The sequence below is a fragment of the Erythrobacter sp. WG genome, from assembly GCF_026586795.1.
Taxonomy (GTDB): Bacteria; Pseudomonadota; Alphaproteobacteria; order Sphingomonadales; family Sphingomonadaceae; genus Erythrobacter.
In genome coordinates, this window is the sequence record NZ_JAPFGY010000007.1 from 1 (window position 1) to 24,997 (window position 24,997).

23 protein-coding genes are annotated in these 24,997 nt (G+C 67.3%); 10 read left to right on the plus strand and 13 right to left on the minus strand.

Features of this window, described 5'->3' with window-relative positions; translation table 11 throughout:
- Positions 1-227: 227 nt before the first annotated feature.
- Entirely contained in the window at positions 228-2,933 is a 2,706-nt protein-coding gene (locus tag OPU67_RS05125; RefSeq protein ID WP_267618082.1) for an EAL domain-containing protein, read from the minus strand.
- A 202-nt stretch (positions 2,934-3,135) separates the two neighbouring features.
- Here OPU67_RS05125 and OPU67_RS05130 point away from each other — a divergent pair, with 202 nt between their 5' ends.
- Together OPU67_RS05130 and OPU67_RS05135 are read left to right on the plus strand one after the other, a co-directional pair.
- The gene (locus OPU67_RS05130; RefSeq protein WP_267618084.1) at positions 3,136-4,833 is read left to right on the plus strand and encodes a PHA/PHB synthase family protein; all 1,698 of its coding nucleotides are present in this window, start codon (positions 3,136-3,138) and stop codon (positions 4,831-4,833) included.
- 145 nt (positions 4,834-4,978) lie between these two features.
- On the plus strand, positions 4,979-5,839 hold the full coding sequence (locus OPU67_RS05135) for an alpha/beta fold hydrolase (protein ID WP_420708962.1): 861 nt from the start codon (positions 4,979-4,981) through the stop codon (positions 5,837-5,839).
- Positions 5,840-5,841: 2 nt separating this feature from the next.
- Here OPU67_RS05135 and OPU67_RS05140 read toward each other — a convergent pair whose 3' ends face one another.
- Both OPU67_RS05140 and OPU67_RS05145 read right to left on the minus strand, forming a co-directional pair.
- Positions 5,842-6,123: a DUF427 domain-containing protein gene (locus tag OPU67_RS05140; protein ID WP_267618087.1), complete on the minus strand. Its 282-nt coding sequence runs from the start codon at positions 6,121-6,123 to the stop codon at positions 5,842-5,844.
- A gap of 19 nt (positions 6,124-6,142) precedes the next feature.
- Positions 6,143-7,096 (minus strand): glycerophosphodiester phosphodiesterase family protein, encoded by a 954-nt coding sequence (locus tag OPU67_RS05145; protein ID WP_267618088.1) that lies wholly within the window; start codon positions 7,094-7,096, stop codon positions 6,143-6,145.
- A gap of 104 nt (positions 7,097-7,200) precedes the next feature.
- On the opposite strand from OPU67_RS05145, the gene OPU67_RS05150 reads away from it, so the two are divergent.
- A complete protein-coding gene (locus OPU67_RS05150; protein WP_267618090.1) occupies positions 7,201-8,967 on the plus strand; it encodes an N-acyl-D-amino-acid deacylase family protein in 1,767 nt (588 codons plus the stop codon).
- A 12-nt stretch (positions 8,968-8,979) separates the two neighbouring features.
- Here OPU67_RS05150 and OPU67_RS05155 read toward each other — a convergent pair whose 3' ends face one another.
- From OPU67_RS05155 to OPU67_RS05175, 5 genes are all read right to left on the minus strand, one after another.
- A complete protein-coding gene (locus tag OPU67_RS05155) occupies positions 8,980-10,062 on the minus strand; it encodes a DUF2855 family protein (RefSeq protein WP_267618092.1) in 1,083 nt (360 codons plus the stop codon).
- Between the two features lie 28 nt (positions 10,063-10,090).
- A complete protein-coding gene (gene dnaN / locus OPU67_RS05160; protein WP_267618094.1) occupies positions 10,091-11,218 on the minus strand; it encodes a DNA polymerase III subunit beta in 1,128 nt (375 codons plus the stop codon).
- A gap of 166 nt (positions 11,219-11,384) precedes the next feature.
- On the minus strand, positions 11,385-12,146 hold the full coding sequence (fabG, locus tag OPU67_RS05165; protein ID WP_267618096.1) for a 3-oxoacyl-[acyl-carrier-protein] reductase: 762 nt from the start codon (positions 12,144-12,146) through the stop codon (positions 11,385-11,387).
- The gene (fabD, locus tag OPU67_RS05170; RefSeq protein WP_267618098.1) at positions 12,146-13,084 is read right to left on the minus strand and encodes an ACP S-malonyltransferase; all 939 of its coding nucleotides are present in this window, start codon (positions 13,082-13,084) and stop codon (positions 12,146-12,148) included. Before fabD ends, fabG begins: the two co-directional genes overlap by 1 nt.
- 38 nt (positions 13,085-13,122) lie before the next feature.
- Entirely contained in the window at positions 13,123-13,953 is an 831-nt protein-coding gene (locus OPU67_RS05175; protein ID WP_267618099.1) for an LD-carboxypeptidase, read from the minus strand.
- A gap of 57 nt (positions 13,954-14,010) precedes the next feature.
- On the opposite strand from OPU67_RS05175, the gene OPU67_RS05180 reads away from it, so the two are divergent.
- Positions 14,011-15,438, plus strand: coding sequence for a glutamate ligase domain-containing protein (locus OPU67_RS05180; protein ID WP_267618100.1), 1,428 nt, complete (start codon positions 14,011-14,013; stop codon positions 15,436-15,438).
- A 35-nt stretch (positions 15,439-15,473) separates the two neighbouring features.
- Positions 15,474-15,722, plus strand: a complete 249-nt coding sequence (locus OPU67_RS05185) for a hypothetical protein (protein ID WP_267618101.1) — start codon at positions 15,474-15,476, stop codon at positions 15,720-15,722.
- 18 nt (positions 15,723-15,740) lie between these two features.
- On the opposite strand, the gene OPU67_RS05190 is transcribed toward OPU67_RS05185, so the two are convergent.
- From OPU67_RS05190 to OPU67_RS05205, 4 genes are all read right to left on the minus strand, one after another.
- Positions 15,741-16,523 carry a transglutaminase-like domain-containing protein gene (locus tag OPU67_RS05190; protein ID WP_267618102.1) on the minus strand — a complete coding sequence of 261 codons (783 nt, stop codon included), beginning with the start codon at positions 16,521-16,523 and terminating at the stop codon, positions 15,741-15,743.
- Positions 16,524-16,666: 143 nt separating this feature from the next.
- A complete protein-coding gene (locus OPU67_RS05195) occupies positions 16,667-18,472 on the minus strand; it encodes a DUF1963 domain-containing protein (protein ID WP_267618104.1) in 1,806 nt (601 codons plus the stop codon).
- A gap of 100 nt (positions 18,473-18,572) precedes the next feature.
- Positions 18,573-19,220 carry a glutathione S-transferase family protein gene (locus tag OPU67_RS05200; protein WP_267618107.1) on the minus strand — a complete coding sequence of 216 codons (648 nt, stop codon included), beginning with the start codon at positions 19,218-19,220 and terminating at the stop codon, positions 18,573-18,575.
- 11 nt (positions 19,221-19,231) lie between these two features.
- On the minus strand, positions 19,232-20,170 hold the full coding sequence (locus OPU67_RS05205) for a DUF808 domain-containing protein (protein WP_267618109.1): 939 nt from the start codon (positions 20,168-20,170) through the stop codon (positions 19,232-19,234).
- A gap of 211 nt (positions 20,171-20,381) precedes the next feature.
- On the opposite strand from OPU67_RS05205, the gene rpsF reads away from it, so the two are divergent.
- From rpsF to OPU67_RS05230, 5 genes are all read left to right on the plus strand, one after another.
- Complete coding sequence (rpsF, locus tag OPU67_RS05210) at positions 20,382-20,747, plus strand: 30S ribosomal protein S6 (RefSeq protein ID WP_267618110.1); 366 nt, start codon at positions 20,382-20,384, stop codon at positions 20,745-20,747.
- Complete coding sequence (gene rpsR / locus OPU67_RS05215; RefSeq protein ID WP_017665523.1) at positions 20,747-20,971, plus strand: 30S ribosomal protein S18; 225 nt, start codon at positions 20,747-20,749, stop codon at positions 20,969-20,971. Before rpsF ends, rpsR begins: the two co-directional genes overlap by 1 nt.
- Positions 20,972-20,985: 14 nt before the next feature.
- Positions 20,986-21,591: a 50S ribosomal protein L9 gene (rplI, locus tag OPU67_RS05220; protein WP_267618117.1), complete on the plus strand. Its 606-nt coding sequence runs from the start codon at positions 20,986-20,988 to the stop codon at positions 21,589-21,591.
- A 138-nt stretch (positions 21,592-21,729) separates the two neighbouring features.
- Positions 21,730-23,166 (plus strand): AMP nucleosidase, encoded by a 1,437-nt coding sequence (locus tag OPU67_RS05225; RefSeq protein WP_267618119.1) that lies wholly within the window; start codon positions 21,730-21,732, stop codon positions 23,164-23,166.
- 10 nt (positions 23,167-23,176) lie between these two features.
- Positions 23,177-23,944, plus strand: coding sequence for an SDR family NAD(P)-dependent oxidoreductase (locus OPU67_RS05230; RefSeq protein WP_267618121.1), 768 nt, complete (start codon positions 23,177-23,179; stop codon positions 23,942-23,944).
- Between the two features lie 134 nt (positions 23,945-24,078).
- Here the strand turns inward: OPU67_RS05230 and rimK are convergent, their stop codons facing one another.
- Positions 24,079-24,984, minus strand: a complete 906-nt coding sequence (gene rimK, locus OPU67_RS05235) for a 30S ribosomal protein S6--L-glutamate ligase (protein WP_267618123.1) — start codon at positions 24,982-24,984, stop codon at positions 24,079-24,081.
- Positions 24,985-24,997 lie beyond the last annotated feature (13 nt).

Sequence of the window (24,997 nt, forward strand, 5' to 3'; positions counted from 1 at the left end):
CCCCCCCCCCCCCCCCCCCCCCCCCCGCCGCCTCGGGATGACAAGAGACCCTTCAGGGACATCTCGTGGACAGACCTCCAGACCAAGGACCGGGAGGGATGCGGCGCACCCCCCGGCCGTCTTGGCAAGGCGTAAAGGCCGATGGTTATTATTCCGCTAAAGTCCTGCCCGGCGAAGCGCGCTGATACGACCGGCAGACGCGGACCTGCGAGCGCGCGGGGCGCCGCTTACCACGCCCCGGCGCCGGCGCCCTGGCCCTTGAGCACGGCGAAGGTGCCGTCGGCGCGGCGCTTGAGTGGCGCGTGGAATTCGATGCCGACGCGGTTCTCGCGCGACCAGCGGACCTGTGCGGTGACGACCTTGTCGGCCGAGAACTCGATGCGCACGGCGCTGCCTGCGGGCATATTCCACAGCCCCTCGATCATCGCCCCGCTTTCCGAGATGTTGCGCAAGGTGGCGTTGAGGCGGTTGCCGTTGTGGACCACGACCACGCGGCGCAGCAGGTTCTGGCGCGGGGCGCGGGCGGATTGCGGCCCGTCGGCCTCGGCGACGAGATCGCCCGACACCAGCGCGGTCGCATCCGAGGCGTTCATCGGCTTGAAGTAGATATAGCCCTGGATGTGCGAGCAGCCGAGCAGGCGCACGAGTTCGAGCTCGTCCAGCGTCTCGACGCCTTCCGCCGTCGTGTCCATGTGCAGCGCCTCGGCGAGCGAGGTGATCGAGGCGATGATCGCGCCGTTACGGCTGCCCTCTTCGGTCGCGCCCTGCACGAAGCTGCGGTCGATCTTGATCTTGTCGAACGGCGCCTTCTTCAGATAGCCCAATGACGAATAGCCCGTGCCGAAATCGTCGAGCGCAAGGCGCACGCCCACGCGCTTGAGCGCCTTGAACATCGCGTCGGTGCCGGCGTTGTCGTTGAGGAACACGCTCTCGGTGATTTCCAGCTCGAGCCGCGAGGGCGCGACCCCGCTGTGGGCGAGCGCGTTGGCGACGATGGTCGGCAGGTCCGGGTTGGCGAATTGCAGCGCCGAGACGTTGACCGCGCAGCGGATCGCGCGCGGCCAGCGGGCAAGGTCGGCGCAGGCCGTGCGCAGCGCCCATTGGCCGATCCGGTCGATAAGGCCCGCGTCTTCGGCGATGGGCACGAACTTGGCCGGGCTGATCCAGCCTTTTCGCGGATGGTTCCAGCGCATCAGCGCCTCGAAGCCGACGATCTTCTCGTTCGCGGCATAGACGACCGGCTGGTAATAGAGTTCGAGCTCACCCTTGGCGATCGCCTCGCGCAGGTCCTGTTCGAGCTCGGCGCGTTCTTCGGCGGCGGCGTGGAGGTCCTCGGCGTAGAAGCGGAACACCCCGCGCCCGGCGTCCTTCGCGGCGTAGAGCGCAAGGTCGACATTGCGGATCAGCTCGTCGCTGGTCCCGCCGTGCTCGGGTGCGAGCGCGATGCCGACCGAGGCGCCGATCACCACCGACTGGCCCTGGATCGAATAGGGCTGCGAGAGCGAGGCGATGATCTCCTGCGCGATGTGGCCGAGCGTCGCGCGGTCCTGGTGGCCGGGGATGATGACCTTGAACTCGTCGCCGCCCAGGCGCCCGCAGCGCCCCGCCCCGCCGATCGCGCGTTCGAGCCGCTGGGCAACCTGCTTGAGCAGCGCGTCGCCCGCCGGGTGGCCGAGCGTATCGTTGACGTGCTTGAAGCGGTCGAGATCGAGCATCAGCACCGCGCAGGCCCGCTCGCGCCCGCTCGGGGCGGCAAGGATCTGCTCCAGCGCCTGGCTCATCTGCACGCGGTTGGCGAGGCCGGTGAGCGAATCGTAGTGCGCCAGGCGCGAGACCTGCTGTTCGCTGCGGCGCTTTTCGGTGAGGTCGGTGCCATGCCCGCGGAAGCCGCAGAAGTTCTTGTAGCTGTCGTAGACCGGCCGGCCCGCGAGCGACCACCAGCGTTCATCGCCGGTCGTTGCCGCGCGCACCTCGACATCGTGGAAGGCCGAACGGGCGGAGAGGTGGAAGGCCAGCGTGCGCTCCGCGTCGGCAGGGCCTTGCGAGGCGTCGACAATCTCGGAGAGCGGGCGGCCCACCACCGCGTCAGTGGTCTTGCCGAGCGCGAGCGCGGCCTTGGGCGAGATGTAGGTGATGAGGCCGCGCCGGTCGGTCTCCCAGAACCAGCCCTGCCCGGTCTCCTCGAAGCTCCTCAGAATGTCCTCGGCACGCGCCGCGACCCGCTCGCGCGCCTCGCGCACCAGCCGGCGGTCGTTGGCGGCCTTCATCTCGAGCCTGGCGATCAGCAGCAGGGTGATCGCCGCAGCCCCGACGGCGGCGGCGGTGACCGGCTGCGGCGCCAGCACGGCAAAGCCCGCCCAGCTCGCGATCTTGGCGCAGAACAGCGACACGATGCGCATGTCGAACAGCGCGGCCGCGGCGGCGTTGACGCATACCATCGTGCCGATCGCCCATTGCCAGGGCAGGCCCTCGCCCACCCACGAGGCCATCGCCAGCCCCGCGCAGGCCATCGGCAGCACGATCCCGACGATCACGATCCCGATCTTCACCGCGCGCGCGGTGTCCGCGCGGCGTTCGGTCTCGGCGAACAGCGTGCCCAGGGCGAACAGCCCCGCCGAACCGAGCGCGAGCGCGCAGGTGGTGGTCGAGGGCATCCCCTTGAAGACGATCCCCGCCATCAGGTAGGCGGCGACCAGGAACAGGGTCATGCCGCCGGCCTGGCGGGGAAGGAAGAAGCTCTGTTCGCTCGCCGGTTCGCCCGCGCCCGGCTTCGGAACTTGCCCGGCCTCGGCGCGCGCGGCGCCTCGCCGGTCGCCGCGCCCGCGCAGGTCCTCGGCCCTCGCCTTCTCGCTCGCCACCGAATGCAGATCGCGACCCCCGCCCACAGGGCGCGAGGTGTTGGTCGCGAATTTTCTGATCGGAGCCCCAGCCATGGTGCTGCCTTGCATCATCAGGGCTAAGAAAAGCGTTAATCGGCATACTTAATTCCGCAATGATTGGCCCGCCCGGGCAGGCCCTCGCGGCCAAGCGGGGAGCTTGCAACTTGTCGGCCAAGCCTGCATTCTCGCGCCGAGGCCGCGTTAACCTGATGCCGCCACGGCAATCGGGTGCGCAAGGCCAGGCAGAGAGGATCCCATGGCACGCAGCGAAGTGAAGCTCGAAAACGAAGCAGCCCAGTCCACCAACGCCCTGGGGCCCCTGATCGGCGTCGCCCGCGAGGATTTCGTCGGCGCGGTCGCGCTGCTGCTGCGCGAGACCGCCTCCGATCCCTCGCGCTTCATCCGCCATTCGACCGCGATGGCGCAGGACATGGTCAAGATCATGACCGGCAAGAGCGATCTCGCCCCCGATCCCAAGGACAAGCGGTTCATGGACCCGGCCTGGCAGTACAACCCCTTCTTCCGCGCGGGCGCGCAATACTATCTCGCCGTGCAGAAGGGGATGAAGGGCTGGCTCGAGGAGCTCGAACTCGACGAGCTCGAAAGGAACCGCGCGAATTTCATCGCCAACATCATCCTCGACAGCCTTGCCCCCACCAACTCGCTGATCGGCAATCCGACCGCGCAGAAGCAGATCATCAATTCGGGCGGCCTCAGCCTCATCAAGGGGTTGCAGAACGCTTACAACGACATGGTCCACAACAAGGGCATGGTCAGCCAGGTCGACAAGCGGCCCTTCAAGATCGGCGAGAACATCGCGACCTCGAAGGGCAATGTCGTCTACCGAGATGAGATCATGGAGGTGCTGCAATATGCGCCGACCACCGAGGAAGTCTATGAAATTCCTCAGCTGACGATCCCGCCGCAGATCAACAAGATGTACATCAACGACCTCTCGCCCGACAAGTCGGTGATCAAGTGGCAGGTCGACAACGGCATCCAGACCTTCGTCATCTCGTGGCGCAATCCCACCAAGGAACAGGGCCGCTGGGGCATGGCCGATTACATCTCGGCCTGCGAGAAGGCGCTTGAAGTCGTTTCCTCGATCACCGGATCGAAGAAGGTCAACGTCTCGGCCGGATGCTCGGGCGGGCAGACGGCGTCGGTGCTCGCCTCCAAGCTCGCCGCGACGAACAACCCGATCCTCGGCACGCTGACGCTGATGGTCTGCGTGCTCCACCCCAAGCCGACCGATATCGAGGCCGGATCGCTGGTCAGCGAGAACGGGATGCAGCTCGCCCGCCAGCGCGCGATGAAGCAGGGCGTCATCAAGGCCGACGATCTGGCCCGCGGCTTCGCCTGGCTCAGGCCCAACGACCTCATCTGGAACTACGTCATCAACAACTACCTGCTGGGGCAGGACCCTCCGGCCTTCGACGTCCTGTTCTGGAATGCGGACGCGACCAATCTGTCGGCAAGCCTGATGGCCGATTTCCTGACCCTGTTCGAAACGCTCGCCTTCACCAAGCAGGGCGAGGTCGAGATGGCCGGGCACAAGGTCGATCTCAGCAAGGTGACCGCGGACCTCTTCATCCTCGGCGGGGTGACCGATCACATCACCCCGTGGAAGGCGACGTACCGTTCGACCCAGCTGTTCGGATCGAAGGACGTGACCTACGTGCTCTCGCAGAGCGGCCATATGCAGGCGATCCTCAACCCGCCCGGCAATCCCAAGGCCAAGTACTTCGTCCAGAAGAAGAAGGGAAAGCTTCCCGCGACCGCCGACGAGTGGCTGAAGGGCGTCGAGGAGGTCAAGGGCAGCTGGTGGCCGCTGTGGATGGAGTGGGTGCAAAAGCGTTCGGGCGACAAGAAGCCCGCCCCTGCCGCACTCGGAAACGACACGTACCGCCCCCTCGAAGCGGCCCCGGGACTCTACGTCGTCGAAGAAGTCTGATACGGCGCCCCCGCAGCACAGGCCCTGCGGCATCTCCGTGAGGCCTCGCGCAAAGCTTGTGGGCGCGCCCGCTATGGGATCGGCGAGCGCGCCCAACCCGCCCCGCGAAGGGCGGAAGAAAGGAAGAATTCCCGTGACTAATCCGATGGACGATGCCCTCGTCACCCTCGAACAGGTGGGCGGCCGGACGCTACGGACTGCGGCCTGGCGGCTCGACATGCCCTCCGACCACCTGCCGATCCTGTTCTTCAACGGCATCGGCGCGAACATCGAGGCGGTCGCCCCGCTGGCAGCGGCCTTGCCGGAACGCGGCTTCATCATGTTCGACATGCCGGGCACGGGCGAATCGCCCGATCCGCTAGTGCCCTACAACCCCTTCACGATGAGCTGGACCGCAGCCCAGCTGCTTGACAGGTTCGGGCTCGACGAGGTCGACGTGATGGGCGTCTCGTGGGGCGGCGCGATGGCGCAGCACTTCGCGCTCCAGCACCCGGGCCGGACCCGCCGCCTGACGCTGATCGCGACCACCCCGGGGATGCTGATGGTGCCCGGCAATCCGGCCGCCTTCACCAAGATGGCCGACCCGCGCCGCTACATCGACCCCGAGTTCATGAACGAACACTTTGCCACGCTCTATGGCGGGGTCGACAAGGACGGGGCGGAGCACCAGAAGGACAGCCACATCGGCCGCCTCAAGCCGCCCTCCCCGCGTGGCTACATGTACCAGCTGATGTGCATGATGGGCTGGACGAGCCTCCCGGCGCTGCCCTTCCTCAAGAAGGAGACACTGATCATGATGGGCGAGGACGACCAGATCGTGCCGCTCGTCAATGGCAAGATTCTGAAGGCGATGATCCCGCATTCGCGGCTCGAGGTCTTCGAGGGCGGCGGGCACCTGTTCCTGCTCACCCACGCCGACGAGAGCGTGGCGGTGATCCGCGACTTCCTCGACATGGCCGCCAGCCCGCGCGAGCGCGATCGCGAGGCGAAGCGCGCGGCGGCCTGAGGCTAGCTTACCACGACCCCGCGCCAGAAGGCGATCCGGCCCTTGATCTCGGCGGCGGCAGGCTTGGGCTCGGGATAGTACCAGGCCGCATCCGGGTTGGTCGCGCCGTCCACAGTGATGCTGTGGTAATGGGCGGTCCCTTTCCACGGGCAGTGGGTTGTCGAGGCGCTGTCGGTCAGCACGGCGGGATCGACCGCATCCCTCGGGAAATAGTGGTTGCCCTCGACCACCACGGTCGCATCGCTCTCGGCGATCACCGCGCCGTTCCATGTCGCCTTGACCATTTCGCGTTCTCCGTGCGTCCTATTCGCCGCGGCTGACGCCGCACTGGCCCGCCTTGGGCAGCCGTCCCGCCTCGGCCAGCGCGGCCGCCGCTTCGCGCGGACGGTCGGTGGCGAGGATGTCGACGCCCTCCTTGCCGAGTTCCGCGTAGCGTTCATCCATCCCGTAGCGATCGATGACCGCGTCGATCGAACGCGGCGGGCGCCCAAGGGTGCCGAAGATCACCTCGATATTCTGGCTGTCGAGTTCGCGGTAGAGCTCAGGGCGCGGCAGGCGGGTGCCGGTGAAGGCGACCATGCGCTCCTCGGGGATACCAGCCCGCTTGAGCGCGGCGACATCTTCCAGCGCATCGACCGAGACCGAGATCAGCATCTCGGGCGCGGCGCGGTGGAGGGCCGCCGCCTGATCGACCGAATAGGCGATCAGGATCACGCTCTTTTCCATCCCCGCCGCCCTGATCGCGGCGGCGACCTTGCCGTAATCGGCCGAACGCTTGAAATCGATCTGGAGCACGGTGCGCCCCTTGGCCCAGGCCAGCGCCTCCTCCAGCCGGGGGATGGCATAGGGCGTGACCCAGCCCCAATTGTCCTTGAGCTTCAACTGGCTGAGCGCCGCCCAGGGTTGGGCCGCCGCCTCCCCGGTGCCGGTGGTGGTGCGCTCGAGCCGGTCGTCATGAAGCAGGAACAGAACGCCATCGACGCTCTGGCCGACATCGACCTCCATGATCGCAGGCGCGGCCATCAGCAGCGCGTCCATGGTGGGGATGGCGTTTTCCGGCAGGCCCGGCGTCGGCCCGCCGCGATGGGCCGAGATCAGCGTCTGGCCTGATGCCTCGAAGCAATCGAGCATGGCCGAAAGATCGCTCTCCGGCGCCAGCCGCCACGCGCCCGTCTCCTGCGCGGCGAGCGGCGCGGCCAGCGAGGCAAATCCAACAAGTCCTACAAATCCTATGCGAAAACGCTTGTTCAGACCCATCCTCATCACCCTTGGCTCCGCCTGCACTTGATCAACTTGCGCGAGGTCCTCTTGTAGGACCACCCGCTTTGCGACATTCTCCCTCCCCATAAGGGAGAGACAGAATGGCGCAATACGACCTGATCATCCGGGGCGGAACGATCGTCGACGGGACCGGCAGCCCGGCCTTCACCGGCGATGTGGCGGTGAAGGACGGGCTGATCGCGGCGGTGGGCCGGATTGTCGAAAGCGCGCCCGAGGAGATCGACGCGACCGGCATGATCGTCGCCCCTGGCTTCGTCGACATCCACACCCATTACGACGGGCAGGCCACCTGGGATCAGGAGATGGCACCCTCGAGCTGGCACGGGGTCACCACCGTCGTCATGGGCAATTGCGGGGTCGGTTTCGCGCCCGCCAAGCCCGACCGCCACGAATGGCTCATCAGCCTGATGGAAGGGGTCGAGGACATCCCCGGCACCGCTCTTGCCGAGGGGATCACCTGGGACTGGGAGACCTTCCCCGAATATCTCGACGCTTTGGAAAAGCTCCCCCGCACTGTCGACATCGGCACCCACGTCCCCCACGGCGCGGTGCGCGCCTATGTGCTGGGCGACCGCGAGCAGCCCGGCGCGGTGCCGACCGCTGACGATATCGCCGAAATGAGCCGGATCGTCGAGGAAGGCGTGCGCGCCGGGGCACTCGGCTTCTCGACCTCGCGCACCGTGCTCCACAAGTCGGTCGATGGCGAGCTCGTCCCCGGCACCACCGCCACGGCGGAAGAACTGATCGCCATCGGCAAGGCGATGGGCCGCGCCCGGGCGGCGGGCGGTCATGCCGTGTTCGAGATGGCGAGCGACCTGAAGCGCGAATGGAACGAGTTCGAATGGATGGGGCAACTTTCGCGCGAGGCCGGCATCCCCGTCACCTTCGCCGCGCTGCAATCCATCGCCAAGGAACTGCCGCTCGATGAGCAGATCGCCGAAATGCGCGCCCAGAACGACAATGGCGCGAACATCGTCGCCCAGATTGCGCTGCGCGGGAACGGGATCATCATGGCGTGGCAGGGCACCGTCCACCCCTTCCGCTTCCGCCCGAGCTGGATGGCGATTGCCGACCTGCCGTGGGAGCAGCAGAAGGCCAAGCTGCTCGACCCCGCCTTCCGCGCGCAGATGCTGGCCGAGCCCAATGACTACACCGACGCGCCGAAGGACATCGGCGGGGTGGTGATGGCGATCAGCATGGGCTGGAGCCTGCAATACGAGATGGACCCCGATTTCGACTACGAGCCGGGCCCGGAGGCGAGCATCAACGCCCGCGCCGCGGCGGCGGGGGTCTCGCCGCAGGAATATGCCTACGACCTCCTGTGCCAAGGCGATGGCACAGGGTTCATCTACCTGCCGATCCTCAATTATGCCGACGGCAACCTCGATTTCCTGCACCCGCTCCAGCACGCCGACGATACCGTCAACTCGCTCAGCGATGGCGGCGCGCATTGCGGGACGATCTGCGACGCCGCCTCGCCGACCTTCATGCTCGAACACTGGGTGAAAGGCCGCCGGCGAGGCGCGCGGATCAGCCTCGAACAGGCGATCAAGCGCCAGTGCCGCGACACCGCGCGGCTTTATGGCCTCGAGGATCGCGGGGTCATCGCACCGGGGTATCTCGCCGACCTCAATGTCATCGACATGGACAGGCTGAAGCTCGGCAAGCCGTGGCTCGCCTTCGACCTCCCCGCGGGCGGCAAGCGCCTCCTCCAGAAAGCGGACGGCTACGTGGCGACGATTAAGAGCGGCATCGTCACCTTCCGCGATGGCGCGTGGACCGGCGCGACCCCCGGCGGGCTGATCCGCGGGCCGCAGCGGGTGGAGCTGGCCGAAGCGGCGGAGTAACCCTCCCCCGCCTCAGGGCTCGATCACGATCCCCTTCGCGGGGTCGATCTGCCCGGCCACCATGCTGGTGAACACCGTCCTCGCGGCATCGAGCCCTGGCAGGCGCTCGATGGCGATGGTGCCCTCCGCGGCCGACAGGAACGCGCGCCACGCCGCGGCGACCAGCCTCCCGCCTTCCTCGGGCCCATGCGCCTTGAAGAAGGCAACCGCATGGTCCGGGGCGAAGAACAGCTGCGGCCTGGGGCCGGGCAGCGGCTCGCTCTTTCCGAATACGGAGCGTGCCTCGATATGGGTCGCGCCGACCAGCACCGAGTGCGCCAGCGCGTCCTCGAAATGGCGGTGGATGCGGGCGAGCAAGTCGGCATTGCCGGCGAAGTCGACGCTGACGGTCCGCAGCACTTCGAGCTTGTCGAGCTCGTCATAGGCGAGCACCGCGTCATAGAGCCCGCTCGCTTCCACGAAACCGACGTTGCCCTTGGACGTGAGACCGATCCGCTTGATCCCCGGCGAGGACTGACGCGCCACGCTCGCCAACCCCATCGCGGTCTTGGACGACGCGCTGGTGACGACCAGCTGCTCGGCTCCGAACCAGCCTTCCCCGCGCAGGAAATACTCGATCAGGAACCCGGTGCGGAACAGCGGGCCGAAAATCATCCGCTCCGCCTCGCGCGCCGGATCATGCTCGGGGTCGGCGGCGAGGCGGGTGTAGCTGTTGTAGACCGGGCTCATCGGCTGGCGGTGCGCCGCCATGTCGGTGAAGCCCCCGGCACTCACCCGTCCCGGCACCACGTCGAGGTGGCTCGCCATCGGCAGGTAGCCGTAGACCCGCTCGCCCACCGCGATGTCGGCATGGCGGCTTTCGATCACCCGCGCATGACCCCACATCGGCACGATGCCGAGACCCTCGGGAGCGGGGAAGAAGTCCCAGTAGCGGAACCCGTCGCCCACCACCGCATAGGTCACGTTGTTGGCGGTGACCGAAAAGCTCTCGACCTGGAGCCGCACCGCGCCCTCGGGAAGCGGAGGCAGCGGCACCTCCGCGAGCACGGCATCGGTGAGCGCGCCCGTGCGGACGTGAACCTGCTGGGCGTTCATCGCCTTTCCCCTCCCTATATGGCGGGAATCACACCCGCATCGGCATCAGCACGTAGAGCGCGCGGGCGCTATCGTTCTCGCGGATCAGCGTCGGCGCGCCAGCATCGGCGAGGTGGAGTTCCACCGTGTCGCTGTCGATCTGGCCGAGGATGTCCTTGAGGTAGTTGGCGTTGAAGCCGATCTCGAGCCCGTCGGCGCGGTATTCGGCGGCCAGTTCCTCGGCGGCGGTGCCGTTGTCGGGCGAGGTCACCGAAAGCGTCACGCGGTCATTGTCGAGCCCGATCTTGACCGCGCGGGTCTTCTCGGTGGCGATGGTCGCCACGCGGTCGACGCCCGAGTAGAACAGCTTCGGATCGACCTTGAGGAGCTTGTCGTTGGCGGTCGGGATGACGCGGCTGTAGTCGGGGAAGGTACCGTCGATCAGCTTGGAGGTCAGCACCACCCCGCCCTCCCCGCCGAGCGTGAAGCGGATCTTGCTGGCCGAAAGATCGATCAGCACATTGCTGTCGAGCGCCTCTTCGAGGAGCTTGCGCAATTCCCCCACGGCCTTCCTCGGCACGATCACGTCGGGCATTCCGGCAGCGCCGTCCGGGCGCGGCAGGGTGAAGCGGGCGAGGCGGTGGCCGTCGGTTGCGGCAGCCTTGAGCAGCGGCTCGTCCTCGTCGGTGACGTGGAGGAAGATGCCGTTGAGGTAGTAGCGCGTTTCTTCCGTGGAGATCGCAAAGCGGGTGCGGTCGATCAGCTCGGCGAGGAGGCGCGCCGGCAGCTCGAAGCTGGTCGGCAGGTCGCCCTCGACGATCACCGGGAAGTCGTCGCGTGGCAAGGTCGGCAGCTTGAAGTTCGAGCGGCCCGCCTTGACCTCCAAGCGGTTTTCGTTGGTGGTGAGGCTGACCTGGCTGCCTTCGGGAAGCTTCCTCGCGATGTCGAACAGGAGGTGCGCCGAGACCGTGATCGCGCCGGGCTGGTCGACCGAGGCGGCACTCATCGTCTCGACCACCTGAAGATCGAGGTCGGTCGCCATGACGCGCACCGAATTGCCGCCGTCCGCGTCGATCAGGACGTTCGACAGGATCGGGATGGTGTTGCGGCGTTCCACCACCGACTGAACATGGGAAAGGCACCGCAGCAGCGTCGCGCGTTCGATCGTGGCCTTCATCGCTTGTCCCTATCGTCCTGTGTGTGGCGAAGGGGCGCAGGAATCGCCCCCAAGCGCCAAGAATTGCGATAAAACCTTAGCGCGGGCCACACCACGGGCAAGTTGGCGGCTTTGCGAGGGGCGACTCCGTTGGGGATAAGGGACGATAGAACGCGCCCCCGGCCTCTCAGAGCATCGCCATGCCGCCGTTGACGTGCAGCGTCTCGCCGGTGACGTAGGCCGCCTCGCGGCTGGCGAGGAAGGCGACGGCGGCGCCGATCTCCGCGCCCTCGCCCATCCGGCCCATCGGGATGCGGGTGTTGATCGCGGCCTGCTGCTTCTCATCCAATGCAGCCGTCATGGCGGTGCGGATGAAGCCGGGGGCGACGCAGTTGGCGGTGATCCCGCGCGATGCCACCTCCTGCGCGAAGGCCTTGGTCATGCCGGTGAGGCCGGCCTTGGCCGCGCAGTAGTTCATCTGGCCCGGGTTCCCCGTCGCGCCAACCACGCTGGTGATGTTGATAATCCGCCCGAAGCGCGCCTTCATCATCGGCTTGGCGGCCCCGCGCATCAGGCGGAAGGCGGCTTCGAGGTTGATGCGGATCACCTGGTCCCACTCCTCATCCTTCATCCGCATCCCCAGATTGTCGCGGGTGATACCAGCATTGTTGACGAGGATGTCGACACCGCCCAGCGTGTCGAGCGTCGCCGGGATCAGCTCCTCGACCTGAGCGGGATTGCCGAGATCGCAGGTGATCTCGACGTGCCCGTCATGATCGTGATGGGCGTAGGTCTGGTTCAGTTCGTCGCGGAAGGCGCGCAGCTTCGCAGCGTTCGAGCCCGACAGCGCCAGCCGCGCACCCTGGCTGGCGAGCGCATGGGCAATCGCCGAGCCGATCCCACCGGCGGCACCGGTGACAAGGGCGTTCATGCCGTTCAGTGCAAACATCACGCGATCTCCTTCGCGAAAGCCTCGAGGTCGTGCATCGTCACGAGGCTGGTGACCTGCGCTTCGCGGTCGGTGCGGGTGACCATGGGGCCGAGCACCTTGCCGCCCAACTCGACGAAGTGTTCCACGCCGCCCGCGCGCATGGCAAGCACGCTTTCGCGCCAGCGCACGCGCGCGGTGACCTGCTCGACGAGCAGCGCGCGCTCCTCCTCGGGGTCGGTCACGGGGGCGGCGGTGACGTTGGCATAGAGCGGGAGAGCGAAGGCGCCGGGCGGGGTGGCGGCGAGCGCGTGGGCCATGCGCTCGGCAGCGGGTGCCATCAGCGAGGAGTGGAAGGGCGCCGAAACGTTGAGGATCATGCCGCGCTTGATCCCGTGCTCCTTGGTCAGCGCCACCGCGCGCTCGATCGCGGCGGTGTGGCCCGAGAGCACCACCTGTGAGGGATCGTTGTCGTTGGCGACCTCGCACACTTGACCCTGCGCCGCAGCGTCGGCGAGCGCCTTGGCCTGCTCGACATCGGCACCGAGCAGCACCGCCATGCTGCCCTCGCCGACCGGCACCGCCGCCTGCATCGCCCAGCCGCGCAGCTTCAGGAGGCGCGCGGTGGTGGCGAGGCTGAAGGCGCCGATCGCGGCGAGCGCGGTGTATTCGCCGAGCGAGTGACCGGCGACGCAGTCACCGTGCTCGGCGAGCTTCACCCCGAAGTCGCGCTCGAGCACGCGCAGGGTGGCGAAGGCGTTGGCCATGATCGCGGGCTGGGCGTTCTCGGTGAGGGTGAGCCGCTCCTCGGGCCCGCCGCGCATCAGCGCGAAGAGGTTCTGCCGCAGCGCCTCGTCGACTTCGCCGAACACCTCGCGCGCCGCCGCGCTCGCTTCGGCGAGGTCGGCGCCCATGCCGACCTTCTGGCTACCCTGCCCCGGAAAGATGAACGCGCGCATTCTTGCGATCCCCGCTTGTGGTGTTTTGGCGGGCGCGGTTACGTCCGCACGGGCGGGCTGGCAAGGCCGAAGGGCACAACCCTGTTGGCAGAGGTGTGCCCGATCAGCGCGCGGCCGAGATAGGGCACGCCCATCCGGTCGCACCAGAAGCGGGCGATCGCCTCCTCGTCCTGGCCGAAGGGAAAGGCGTTCTCCGGAACGTCGGTGACGAAGCCGAGCCGCAGGCCCTTCAACCGCGGCAGGCTGCCGGCAAGGTGGAAAAACAGCCGGTCGACCGAGTACATATACTCGCTCACCTCCTCGACCATCAGCACGTGGCCGGTGAGGTCGGGCATCAGCGGGGTGCCCGTCATCATTGCCAGCGTGATGAGATTGAAGGCCGCGACCGGGGTGACGCCGTCGATGCTCGGTTCGACCCCGCTGGTGTCCCCTTGGAGCCAGTTCAGGACCCGCCGGATTCCCTCCTTGCCCCCTTCGGATCGGGCGCTCACGGGCATATGGCCGTGGACCGACTGGCCGATCCCGGCGCGGTACAGCGCGGCGAGCAGGTAGCCGCAATCGGAAAAGCCGACATAGGTCTTGGCCCGCGCCGCGCGGTTCATCTGCTGGACCGCCGCCTCGGCGATGCGGTTCGAGCCATAGCCGCCCTTGGCGAACCACACGACATCGAAAGCCGGGTCGTTGGCGCATTCGAGCAGCGCGGTGAGACGCATGAGGTCGTCGCCCGCGAAATGCCCGGCGCGCTCGAAGCACTGGGGATGGAAGGTGACGCGGTGCCCCGGATACTCCGCCGCGACGAGCGCCTCGAGCGCGTCCCGGTGCTCGGGGCCGATCGGGGTGGCCGGGGCGCAGATCGCGATATTCGACATGGGGGCCAGCCTATGGCGCTTGTCAGGGCGCGTGCAAGCCAATAACCAAGCCCGCCTATGGATAACGGGTCCGAGGCCAGGCCGCTCGCGGGGCGGCCGCTGTTCTTCTGCGGCATCGGCGGGTCCGGGATGCTGCCGCTCGCGCAGATCGCGCAAGGGAGCGGGCACGCGGTCGCAGGCTCGGACCGTAGCCGCGACCAGGGCCGCACCCCCGAAAAGTTCGCCTGGATGGAGGCGAGCGGCTTCGCGCTCTTCCCGCAGGACGGCAGCGGCGTCACTTCGCCCGATCAGGTGCTGGTCGCCTCGGCCGCGATCGAGGACAGCGTGCCCGAGGTCGCCCGCGCGCGCGCGCTGGGTTGCGAGCGCCTCAGCCGCGCCGAGCTTCTCTCCCGGCTGTTCAACGCCGCCGATGTGTCGGTGGCGGTCGCGGGCACATCGGGCAAGTCGACCGTCACCGCGATGATCGCATGGATACTCACGGTCGCGGGGCGCGACCCGACGGTCATGAACGGCGCGGTGATGAAGAACTTCGTCTCGCCCGAAACCCCCTTCGCCAGCGCGCGGATCGGCGCGCAGGGGGTGTTCGTCAGCGAGGTTGACGAGAGCGACGGCTCGATCGCGCTCTACCGCCCTTCGGTGGGCGTGCTGCTCAACGTCAGCCTCGACCACAAGAGCATCGAGGAATTGCGGGGGCTGTTCGGCGATTACCTCGCCGCCTCGGGCACCGCGGTCGTCAATCTCGACAACGAGGAAGCGGGCGCGCTCGCCGCGCGGGCGAGGTCGGTGGTGACCTTCGGCGTCAGGGCTCAGGACGCCGACATCTCCATCGAGCCCGGGACCATCGTCCAGACCGACCGGGGGATCGAGGCGGTGCTGGTCGACACCCGGCGGCGCGAGGCCTTCCCGCTCATCGTGCCGATGCCGGGCCTCCACAATCTCGCCAACGCGGTGGCCGCCATCGCGGCGGCGCGTGCGATCGGCACCGATGTCGGGACCGCCGTTCACGCCCTGCGCAGCTTCGCGGGCCTGGCCCGGCGGTTCGACGTCATCGGCACCTCGCCCGGCGGCGTGACGGTGATCGACGATTTCGGCCACAACCCCGAGAAATGCGCCGCCACCCTGCGCACTCTCAAGGCGACGCCGGGGCGGGTGATCGCCTTCTTCCAGCCCCACGGCTACGGTCCCTTGCGCCAGATGGGTGAGGAACTCGCCCGGACTTTCGCCCGCGAATTGGCGCCGAACGACCTGACGATCATGTGCGACCCGGTCTATTTCGGCGGGACTGTCGACCGCAGCGTCGGGAGCGAGCGGATCGTCGGCCTCATCAACGACGGGGGCGGACAGGCCGAGCACATCCCCTCGCGCGAGGCGTGCGGGGAGCGCATCCTCGCCCTCGCCCGCCCCGGAGACCGGATCGCGGTGATGGGCGCGCGCGACGACACGCTGACGGAGTTCGCGCGATCGATCCTCGCCCGCCTGCCCTGAACCTTCACGCCCGCGCCGTGCGCCATGCCCGGCGGATGATGGGCGTATTGCTGCTGGCGGTGCTGCTGGTGCTGGCGGTGGACCGCCTCTACGGCCACTCCACGCTCGCCTTCGCTGCGGCGATCGTCATGCTGGTGGTCGCCAACACGCCGATGCTGCGCTTCAACTGCCCGGCTTGCGGCAAGAACGCCTTCCTCCGGGGCATCTTCGTGGTGCCCTGGCCCAACCGCACCTGCACCCGCTGCGGACGCGACCTTGGAGAGGAACCATCAGGCCTGCGATGACACCCCGGGGGACCCCGATCAGTCCGGCAGCGCGGTCACCGAGACGCTCTGCTCCCGCAAGAACAGAGGGCCGAAAGCGGTGAGGAAAGCAACGTCGCCGCCATCGCGGCCGATGCCGATCTTGGCCATTTCCGCCTCTTTCGCCATGCCGGTCGCATCGACGAGGTGCCATTCGCCGCCGAGGAAGACTTCGGCGACGGCATGGAAATCGGGGGGCTTCACCCCCGGCGCATAGACGCTGGCGAAGCGCGCCGGGATCTCGCCCGCGCGCGCCAGCGTGATGAGGAGATGCGCATAATCGCGGCACACCCCCTTGCCGGAATGGAAAGTATCGACCGCGCTGGTCTCCGTATCGCTCGCCCCCGAAGTGTAGGTCATGTGCCCAGCTACCCAGTCGCGCATCGCGGCGAGCTTAGCCCCGCCTGCAAGGTGCCCGAAGCGCTCGTTCACGAAGTCGGTGAACTGGTGCGAGGCACAGTAACGCGAGGGGAGGAGATATTGCACCGTCTCGCCGGGCAACCGGTGCGGCGGGAGGGCCGGGAGCGTGGCGACGTCACGCAGGATCCGCTCGATGCGGACGGTGGCGCGGTACTGGGCCGAAAACCGGTCGGCGGCCCTCAGCCAGATGCGCTCGCCGATATGATCCTGCGCCGGGACGCGGGCGAAGTGTTCGCACGGCGAAAGTTCGAGATGCGCCGCCTCGATGGCTTGCTCGGGGATGGCGGCCGCCTCGATCTGCATCAGCAGGTCGCAGGCGCGCGAAAGGCCGTAATCGAGCTCGACGTTGATCTGGAGGCGCAAGGGAGGGGTTTTTCCGATTCTCAAGAAGGCAGCCGGGGCCGGAAGCGGGGGCCATAGCCGATCTGCCATGGCTTGGCTTCAAGAGATATGCTGCGCATCCCGGGGTGAGCCCGGATCATGCAGGACCCGCGCCCGATAAGGCGTCAGTAACATTCAAGGTGGACATCGGCCCTGTCGAAATGGCCTGCCGCGAGATCCCCGGGCGAGATGAAGGCATAGATCGCCCCGCAATCGCCCCACAGCGTTCCCATGTTCCAGTCGCAGGACATCTGCAGCAGCAACAGCTTGCCATGGGGATGCGGACCGACGTCGTGCTGCACCCCATCGCTGTATCCGCCCATGCGGCACGGGCGATTATCGTCGAGGCCGCGCAGGTGGGCCTCGAGCCCGGGCAGTTCATCCGCCGGGATCAGGGCACGCAGGCGCTGATCCAGATAGCACCGCATGGCCTCGTCGACGCAGGCTGCGGTCATGTGATGACCAAGACGCTCGACAATGCTCAGTGTGCGCTGGTCCACCGTCACCGGCAGACCGCGCTCGCTGGTGCGACCCCATGCCAGCGTCCAGATCGGCTTGTCATAGCCGGCCAGGCGTGTGCAGATCGTTTCCCATTCCGCCTCCCCAAGGGGCGCATCGCGGCCCATTTCCTCGGCATAGTCGGCCAGCACCACCAGCACCGCCCGGGCGTCGTCGCACCAGGCCTGCTCGCCCTCATCATCAAGGAAGGCCAACAGCGCCTCGGGATCGCGATAGCGTTCGAGCAGCGCCTCGGTCGCAGCCAGCGCCTCGCGCCGCTTCTCGAGAGTGGCCAGCCGCCCGCGCCCGACCTCGTCGAGCGTGGCCGGATCGGCGGCGAGGACTGCATCCATGCCCTGGCTGGCCAGCATCTGATCGACATCGTACCGCTTGGCGATGATCACGCCCTCGAACCCGCCGGGGGCGAGCAGCTTCTCGCGCATGTTCCTCCGGTAACGGTCAGACGTCACCTTTGCGCTCCTATCGTCGATCGCGGCGATCGCCGCGCGCGCAGCCAGCGCGACGCAGCCCCAAGTGAAAGGCTCTTTCAGTCCGCGATAAGGGCCAGTTTTGCCGATGGGCTGACCTTCATAGAGGAGCTGGGCGAGATTTTCGGGCGAGGCATAGATGACGCCGTCACGTTCATAGGTGCGGTTGGGCATGCTGACCAGATCGACGGGGAAGCGCGGATAGACCGTCTCACGCGCCGTCCATGTGGTCTGGCCGGTATAGGTGCCGTCATGGATCGGGCCGATATCGGCCGGCGGCGTGCGTTCGGGGCCAAGTTCGCGGGTGTAGACGAAGCTGTAATTGCCTTCGTGGTGGTTGCTGTTGGCAAACAGCAGGAGCCAGCCTTCGCGCGGGCCAAGCCCGCCCCACAGGTCGGGATGGCAATCGGCGAGGGCGATCTGGCAGATGAAGTGACAGGGTTCTTCTTCGTCACCGTCTTTCTCGTCATTGATCAAGCGCGGCCAGGCGATATGCTCCGGCATCATCGGCAAGCCACCGATCCACGAGCGCGGAGGCTCGTCGCGCGGGGGAATCTGCTTGCGCAGGACCACGGTTGCGCGTTCTTCCACCGGCTCGGGCGCGCGGCGGGCGTTCCACCGGTCGCGCAGCTCTGCCGAATGTTCTTCGTGCTTGCGTTTGGCTTCGGCTCGGGCGGAGGCAGCGCGCGCAGCGTCTGCGGCAAAGTCGGCGCGGGCGGCGGCGGCACGCAGCACGTTGACAAGAGGTTCGGGCCGGAGCCATTCGCTCTCGGGCGGTTCTGACCCGGTAGCGGTGCGGAAATCGGCCTGCCGCCCGCGGGGCGGCTCGGAACCGGCCCGGGGCCTGCCTCCGGCTGCAACCACCGTGCGGGCGACAAATGCCACAAAGCGCAGCGCCAGCACGAAAACGACCGCAGCCAGCCCCAGAAACCCGTAGAAAGACATCGCCCGCCACCTCATCGAAAGGAGGGGGCAGACTTACGACCAGACTCTTAAATCATTCCGAATGCAGCCGATCTGCTTCGACGCTGCGGCGGGGACGGCGTCAGGATCGGTTGGGCAGCGCCTTGCGCCCCTCCTCCTCGCGCGCGACGGCGCGCTGGTAGGCGGGGCGCGCAGTCAGGCGCTCGCGGTAGGCCTTGAGGCTGTCGGGCACGCCCTCGTCCAGGCCGACGCGGGCCGAGAGGACCAGCGCGTAGCCGACACAGATGTCGGCGACGGTGAACCGGTTGCCGCACAGGTAGTTCCGCCCCGCGAGCCGCTGCTCGACCTTCACGAGCCGCTTCCAGTACCACCGGGCATAGGCGTGGCCGGCCTCCTGCAAGCCCTTGTCCTTTTCGAACAGGGCGAAGCGCATGAAGACGGTCTGCGGGAAGGTGATCGTCGCGTCGGCGTGGTGGGTGAAATCGCAATAGGCGGCGTAATCAAGCTCGCCCGGCGCGATGACGAGGTCCGACGGGCCGTCCTTGCTGGCGAGGTAGTGGGCGATGGCGCAGCTCTCGGTCATGCGCGTCTCGCCGTCCACCAGCATCGGCACAGTGCCAAGCGGATTCATCGCCATATAGCCGGGTGCGAGGTGGCGTGGGGGGAAAGGCAGGATGTTGAGGTCGATCTGGACCCCTGCCTCTTCCGCCGCCCATGTCGCCCGCAGGCCGCGCGATCCTGCGCAGGTGTAGAGCACGGGTGCGGTCATGGGGCGAAGATTCAGTGCGGCTTGTCGGCGCCCACACCCAGCACTTTGTGCAGCACGAAGGCGATAATGCTCCCGAGTATGAGGCCAAAGATCGCCGAGAGTGTCGTCGCCGTCAGCCATCCGAGCACCCCGCCCGCCACCTCGTGGACCGCGTGTTCGGCGGCGTGGATCGGGCCGTAGAACCAGTCGAGGCCCAGCTTGTGCAGGCTATCGACCACGATATGCCCGCCCACCCACAGCATCGCCGCCGTGCCGATGAGGGAGAGCGCGGTCAGCAGCTTGGGCACGAAGCGCAGAAGGAAGCGCCCGAAGGCCTGCGCCCCCGCGCTCGCCTTCTTGGTGAGGTGGAGGCCGATATCGTCGAGCTTCACGATCAGCCCGACCGCGCCATAGACCGCGACCGTCACCGCCACCGCCACCAGCGCCAGCACCGCGCCGCGCATGACGAGGCTCTCGTCGGCGACCTCGGCGAGCGCGATCGCCATGATCTCGGCCGAGAGAATGAAGTCGGTGCGGATCGCCCCGGTGACGCGCTCGTTCTCGAAGGCGACGGGATCGGTGATCTCGTCCTCCAGCGTCTCGCCGTGCTTGGCGAAGCCGAGCTTTTCCATCACCTTTTCCGCGCCTTCATAGCACAGGAAGGCCCCGCCCACGATCAGCAGATAGGTGATCGCGGCGGGCAGGAATTCGGACAGCAGCAGCGCGCCGGGGAGCAGGAAGACCAGCTTGTTCTTCAAACTGCCCTTGGTGATCTTCCAGATTATCGGCAGCTCGCGCGCCGGCGAGAGGCCGGTGACGTAGCTCGGCGTGACGGCGGCATCGTCGATCACCACGCCCGCGGTCTTGGTGCCCGCGCGGCCGGCGGCGACCGCCACGTCGTCGATCGAGGCGGAAGCCGCCTTGGCGATCACGGAAACATCGTCGAGCAGTGCGACCAGTCCTGACGGCACTTGGAATTCCCCCTTTGCGATTCGGGCAAGAAACCGCTCGCCTGCCCGTCCGGTTCCCTGCCGACAAGACTTGCAATTGGCCCGCGATGCTGTAAGGGGCCGCGCTTCGCGGCGGGATACGCCCCCGCGGATATGGAAGAAAGCCGGAGGGGCCCCGAGCGCAAAGCGCGAGGATCAGCCAGCGATCGGCAGGTAGTGAAAGGACGAGAAGATGGCGCTCTACGAGCACGTCTTTCTTGCGCGTCAGGATCTGAGCCAGGCTCAGGTCGACGCGCTGGCGGCGCAAGCCACCGAAATCGTGGAAGCCGGCAACGGCAAGGTCACCAAGACCGAAACCTGGGGTTTGAAGTCGCTCGCCTATAAGATCGAGCGCAACCGCAAGGCGCACTTCGTGCTGCTGAACATCGATGCCCCCGGCTCGGTCGTTGCAGAGCTCGAGCGCCAGACCCGCATCAACGAAGACATCATCCGCTACATGACCATCCGCGTGGACGCCCACGAGGAAGGCCCCTCGGTGATGATGCGCAAGAACGACCGCGAGCGTAAGCGTCGCGAAACCCGTGAGGAGCGCGACTGATGGCCCGCCCGTTTTTCCGCCGCCGCAAGTCCTGCCCGTTCGCGGCCAAGGACGCCCCCAAGATCGATTACAAGGACGTGCGCCTGCTCCAGGGCTTCATGTCCGAGCGCGGCAAGATCGTGCCCTCGCGCATCACCGCCGTCTCGGCGAAGAAGCAGCGTGAACTGGCCCAGGCGATCAAGCGCGCCCGCCAGATCGGCCTGCTGCCCTTCATCGTGAAGTAAGAGGAGAACGGGACATGGACATCATTCTCCTTGAGCGCATCGAGAAGCTCGGCTCGATCGGTGACGTGGTCACCGTGAAGGACGGCTATGCGCGCAACTTCCTGCTGCCGCAGAAGAAGGCCCTTCGCGCCAACGAAGCCAACAAGAAGGTCTTCGAAGCCAACCGTGAGCGCCTCGAGAAGGAAAACGCCGAGCGTCGCACTGTCGCCGAAGGCCTGGGCGAGAAGGTCGCCGGGGCCGAGGTCGTGCTGATCCGCGCCGCCTCGAACGCCGGCCAGCTCTATGGTTCGGTGAGCGTGCGCGACATCGTCGCCGGCCTCGCCGATCAGGGCCACAGCGTCGACAAGCGCATGGTCATCCTCGGCGCGCCGATCAAGACCATCGGCATGCATGACGTGACCATCGCCCTGCACCCCGAAGTGCGCGTGACCGTGAAGGCCAACGTCGCCCGTTCGGACGATGAAGCCAAGCTCCAGAGCGAGGGCGTCGACGTGCTCGCCCAGATGTTCGCCGACGAACAGCGCGAGATCGAAGAGCAGGCCGAAGCGACCCGCATCGACACCAGCCTCGAGCCGGGTGAAATCCCCGCCGAACTGCTCGAAGGCGGCGAGGACGCCTAAGTCCTCCGGCCTTCACCGGCCCGAAACAAGGAAGGGCGCGAAGATCACCATGATCTTCGCGCCCTTCTTGTAAACAGCGCCCGCACGCGCGAAGGTGCTGCCATACAACCATAACAACAAAGGAGCAGAGCAACTGCCATGATCGACATTCCGGGGATCCTCGAGGAGCTTCAGCAGCATTACGACGAAGCGGTGCGCACCCTGCGGGACGATGTGATCGCCTTCGGCCGCGACGGCACCATCCCCCCGCCCGCGCGCCGCGCCGACGGATCCTACGCCTATCCCCAGATTACCCTGCGCTACAACGGCGTGGGCGCCCCGCACGACCGGGCCCGGGCCTTCGGGCGGCTCGAATTGCCGGGCACCTATGTCACCACCATCACCCGCCCGGACCTTTTCGCGCGCTACCTGACCGAACAGCTTGAACTGATCGCCGGTGCCTATGACGTCGATATCACGGTCAGCCGCTCGCGCCAGGAAATCCCCTTCCCCTATGTCCTCGACAGCGAGGCGGGGGCGGAGATGGTGGGGATCGCCCCGCAGGACATCGCCGCGCATTTCCCATCGACCGACCTTGCCCTCATCGGCGACGAACTTGCCGACGGCATCGAGATCGACGGCACCTCGGACATCCCGCTGTCGCTGTTCGACGGGCTTCGCACCGATTACTCGCTTGCCCGCCTCAAGCACTACACCGGCAGCGAGGTGAGCGATTTTCAGGACTATATCCTGTTCACCAACTACCACCGTTATGTCGATGAATTCGTGAACTGGGGGGCAACCCAGATCGGCACGGACGGCTTCGTCGCGCTGACCGGCGCGGCGGGTCTCGACATCCGCGAGCCGACCCCCCACGCGCAGGGGCAGCTGAACGATACCGCATGGCGCCGCCACCAGATGCCCGCCTATCACCTGATCCGGGAGGACGGCAGCGGGATCACGCTCGTCAACATCGGGGTCGGCCCGTCGAATGCCAAGACGATCTGCGATCACCTTGCGGTGCTGCGCCCGCACGCGTGGCTGATGATCGGCCACTGCGGCGGGCTTCGCTCCACCCAGAAGATCGGCGATTTCGTGCTCGCCCACGCCTATCTGCGCGACGATCACGTGCTCGATCCGGTGCTGCCGCCCGAGGTGCCGATCCCGCCGATTGCCGAAGTCCAGCAAGCGATGGCGGCGGCGGCCGAGCAGGTCTCGGGCGTGCAGGGTGCAAACCTCAAGCAGCGGATGCGCACCGGCACGGTCGTCACCACCGACGACCGCAACTGGGAACTGCGCTACTCCTCCTCGGCCAAGCGCTTCTCGCAGAGCCGCGCGATCGCCATCGACATGGAGAGCGCGACCATAGCCACGCAGGGCTACCGTTTCCGGGTGCCCTACGGGACGCTGCTGTGCGTCTCGGACAAACCCTTGCACGGCGAGATCAAGCTGCCTGGACAGGCCAACAAGTTCTACGAGGAAGCCATCGCGGCGCACCTCCAGATCGGCCTCGTCGCCTGCGCGATGCTGCGCGGCGAGGGCGACCGGCTGCACAGCCGCAAGCTGCGTGCCTTCAACGAGCCGCCGTTCCGGTAAGGTGCCCAGCATGACCGAACTCAACCTCTCGCGCTCGATCGCCGGGCGCGTCGCCATCGTCACCGGCGCCGCGAGCGGCATGGGCCGTGCCGCAGCGCGGCTGTTCGCCGCCGAGGGCGCGCATGTCGCGGTGACCGACCTCGATCTTGCCGCCTGCGAGGCGGTCGTGGCCGAGTGCGGGAACGGCGCCCGGGCCTATGCGCTCGACGTTTCTGACGGCGAGGCGATCACCCGCACCGCCGCCGCGATCGCCGCCGATTTCGGGCGCATCGACATCCTGCTCAACAACGCCGGTGTCTCGAGCTTCTGCCCGCTCGAGGATCCAGCGTACGAGGAGGTCTGGCATCGCGCGGTTTCGGTGATGCTCACCGCGCACCAGCGCATGGTGCGCGCGGCGCTCCCGTGGCTGCGGCAGAGCGATGCGGCGCGGATCGTCAACATCGCCTCGACCGAAGGGCTGGGCGCGATGCCGGGGGATACGCCTTATGTCGCCGCCAAGACCGGGGTGGTGGGCCTCTCGCGCGGCCTGGCGGTCGATCTCGGGCCCGAGGGGATCACGGTCAACTGCGTGTGCCCCGGCCCGATCCGCACCGCGATGACCGAGCGCCTGTCCGAGGAGCACAAGAGCGCCTTCGCCAGGCGCCGCACCGCGTTGCATCGCTACGGCGAGCCCGAGGAGGTTGCGCACCTGATCCTTAGCCTGGTGCTTCCGGCCGCCAGCTACATCACCGGCGCGGCGATCCCGGTCGACGGCGGGCTGAGCGTGCGCAACGCCTGACCCGGCTTAGACCGGGGCCAGACCCCGGCTTGGCCCCCGCCAGATCCCCCTCCGCGTCCGCCAGACCCCCTCTCGACCCGGCATCGCAGGCGTGTTTCACGTGAAACATCGCGCGGGGTGCGGCAGGCGGGCGGTTAGCCCCGTCCCTTGGTCTTGGTCGAACCGTTCTTGCCGTTGGCGACGATGAAATCGATGATCTGCCCGGCAATGTCCTTGCCGGTGGCGGTCTCGATCCCCTCGAGGCCGGGCGAGGAATTGACCTCCATGATCACCGGCCCGTGATTGCTGCGCAGCATGTCCACCCCGCACACGTTCAAGCCCATCCGCCTGGCTGCCCGCACCGCGGTTGAGCGTTCCTCCGGCGTGATCCTGATCACCTCGGCGCTCCCGCCGCGGTGAAGGTTGGAGCGGAATTCGTGCGCAGCGCCCCGGCGTTTCATCGAGGCGACGACCTTGCCGCCGACCACCAGCGCCCGGATGTCCTCCCCGTCCGCCTCCTTGATGAACTCCTGGACGAGGATGTTGACGTTGGCGCCGCGGAATGCCTCGATCACCGACTTGGCGCTCGACATCGTCTCGGCGAGCACCACGCCGATGCCCTGCGTCCCCTCGAGAAGCTTGATCACCACCGGCGGCCCCTTCACGGCCCTGATGATCTCCTCGGCCTGCTTGGGATCGTTGGCATAGGCGGTGAGCGGTAGGCCCAGCCCATGCTTGGCGAGGATTTGCAAACTCCTCAGCTTGTCGCGGCTCCGGCCGATCGCGACGCTTTCGTTGAGGGACCAGATCCCGCTCATCTCGAACTGGCGCAGGATCGCGAGGCCATAATTGGTGATCGATGCCCCTATGCGCGGGATCACCGCGTCGTAGGCGGCGATCGGCGCGCCGTTGTAGAAGACCTGCGGCCGGTGGCTGGCGATGTGCACGGTGCAGCGCAGCGTGTTGAGTATGTCGAGCGTGTGCCCCCGCGCCTCGGCGGCTTCCTTCAGCCGCCGGTGCGAGTAGAGGTTGGCGTTGCGCGCCAGCATCGCGATTTTCATGAAGACCCTTTCG

Coding starts and splice junctions, on each gene's coding strand:
- OPU67_RS05125 (WP_267618082.1), bottom strand. CDS start 2,933: ATGGCTGGGGCTCCGATCAGAAAATTCGCGACCAACACCTCGCGCCCT.
- OPU67_RS05130 (WP_267618084.1), top strand. CDS start 3,136: ATGGCACGCAGCGAAGTGAAGCTCGAAAACGAAGCAGCCCAGTCCACC.
- OPU67_RS05135 (WP_420708962.1), top strand. CDS start 4,979: ATGGACGATGCCCTCGTCACCCTCGAACAGGTGGGCGGCCGGACGCTA.
- OPU67_RS05140 (WP_267618087.1), bottom strand. CDS start 6,123: ATGGTCAAGGCGACATGGAACGGCGCGGTGATCGCCGAGAGCGATGCG.
- OPU67_RS05145 (WP_267618088.1), bottom strand. CDS start 7,096: ATGGGTCTGAACAAGCGTTTTCGCATAGGATTTGTAGGACTTGTTGGA.
- OPU67_RS05150 (WP_267618090.1), top strand. CDS start 7,201: ATGGCGCAATACGACCTGATCATCCGGGGCGGAACGATCGTCGACGGG.
- OPU67_RS05155 (WP_267618092.1), bottom strand. CDS start 10,062: ATGAACGCCCAGCAGGTTCACGTCCGCACGGGCGCGCTCACCGATGCC.
- dnaN (WP_267618094.1), bottom strand. CDS start 11,218: ATGAAGGCCACGATCGAACGCGCGACGCTGCTGCGGTGCCTTTCCCAT.
- fabG (WP_267618096.1), bottom strand. CDS start 12,146: ATGTTTGCACTGAACGGCATGAACGCCCTTGTCACCGGTGCCGCCGGT.
- fabD (WP_267618098.1), bottom strand. CDS start 13,084: ATGCGCGCGTTCATCTTTCCGGGGCAGGGTAGCCAGAAGGTCGGCATG.
- OPU67_RS05175 (WP_267618099.1), bottom strand. CDS start 13,953: ATGTCGAATATCGCGATCTGCGCCCCGGCCACCCCGATCGGCCCCGAG.
- OPU67_RS05180 (WP_267618100.1), top strand. CDS start 14,011: ATGGATAACGGGTCCGAGGCCAGGCCGCTCGCGGGGCGGCCGCTGTTC.
- OPU67_RS05185 (WP_267618101.1), top strand. CDS start 15,474: ATGATGGGCGTATTGCTGCTGGCGGTGCTGCTGGTGCTGGCGGTGGAC.
- OPU67_RS05195 (WP_267618104.1), bottom strand. CDS start 18,472: ATGTCTTTCTACGGGTTTCTGGGGCTGGCTGCGGTCGTTTTCGTGCTG.
- OPU67_RS05200 (WP_267618107.1), bottom strand. CDS start 19,220: ATGACCGCACCCGTGCTCTACACCTGCGCAGGATCGCGCGGCCTGCGG.
- rpsF (WP_267618110.1), top strand. CDS start 20,382: ATGGCGCTCTACGAGCACGTCTTTCTTGCGCGTCAGGATCTGAGCCAG.
- rpsR (WP_017665523.1), top strand. CDS start 20,747: ATGGCCCGCCCGTTTTTCCGCCGCCGCAAGTCCTGCCCGTTCGCGGCC.
- rplI (WP_267618117.1), top strand. CDS start 20,986: ATGGACATCATTCTCCTTGAGCGCATCGAGAAGCTCGGCTCGATCGGT.
- OPU67_RS05225 (WP_267618119.1), top strand. CDS start 21,730: ATGATCGACATTCCGGGGATCCTCGAGGAGCTTCAGCAGCATTACGAC.
- OPU67_RS05230 (WP_267618121.1), top strand. CDS start 23,177: ATGACCGAACTCAACCTCTCGCGCTCGATCGCCGGGCGCGTCGCCATC.
- rimK (WP_267618123.1), bottom strand. CDS start 24,984: ATGAAAATCGCGATGCTGGCGCGCAACGCCAACCTCTACTCGCACCGG.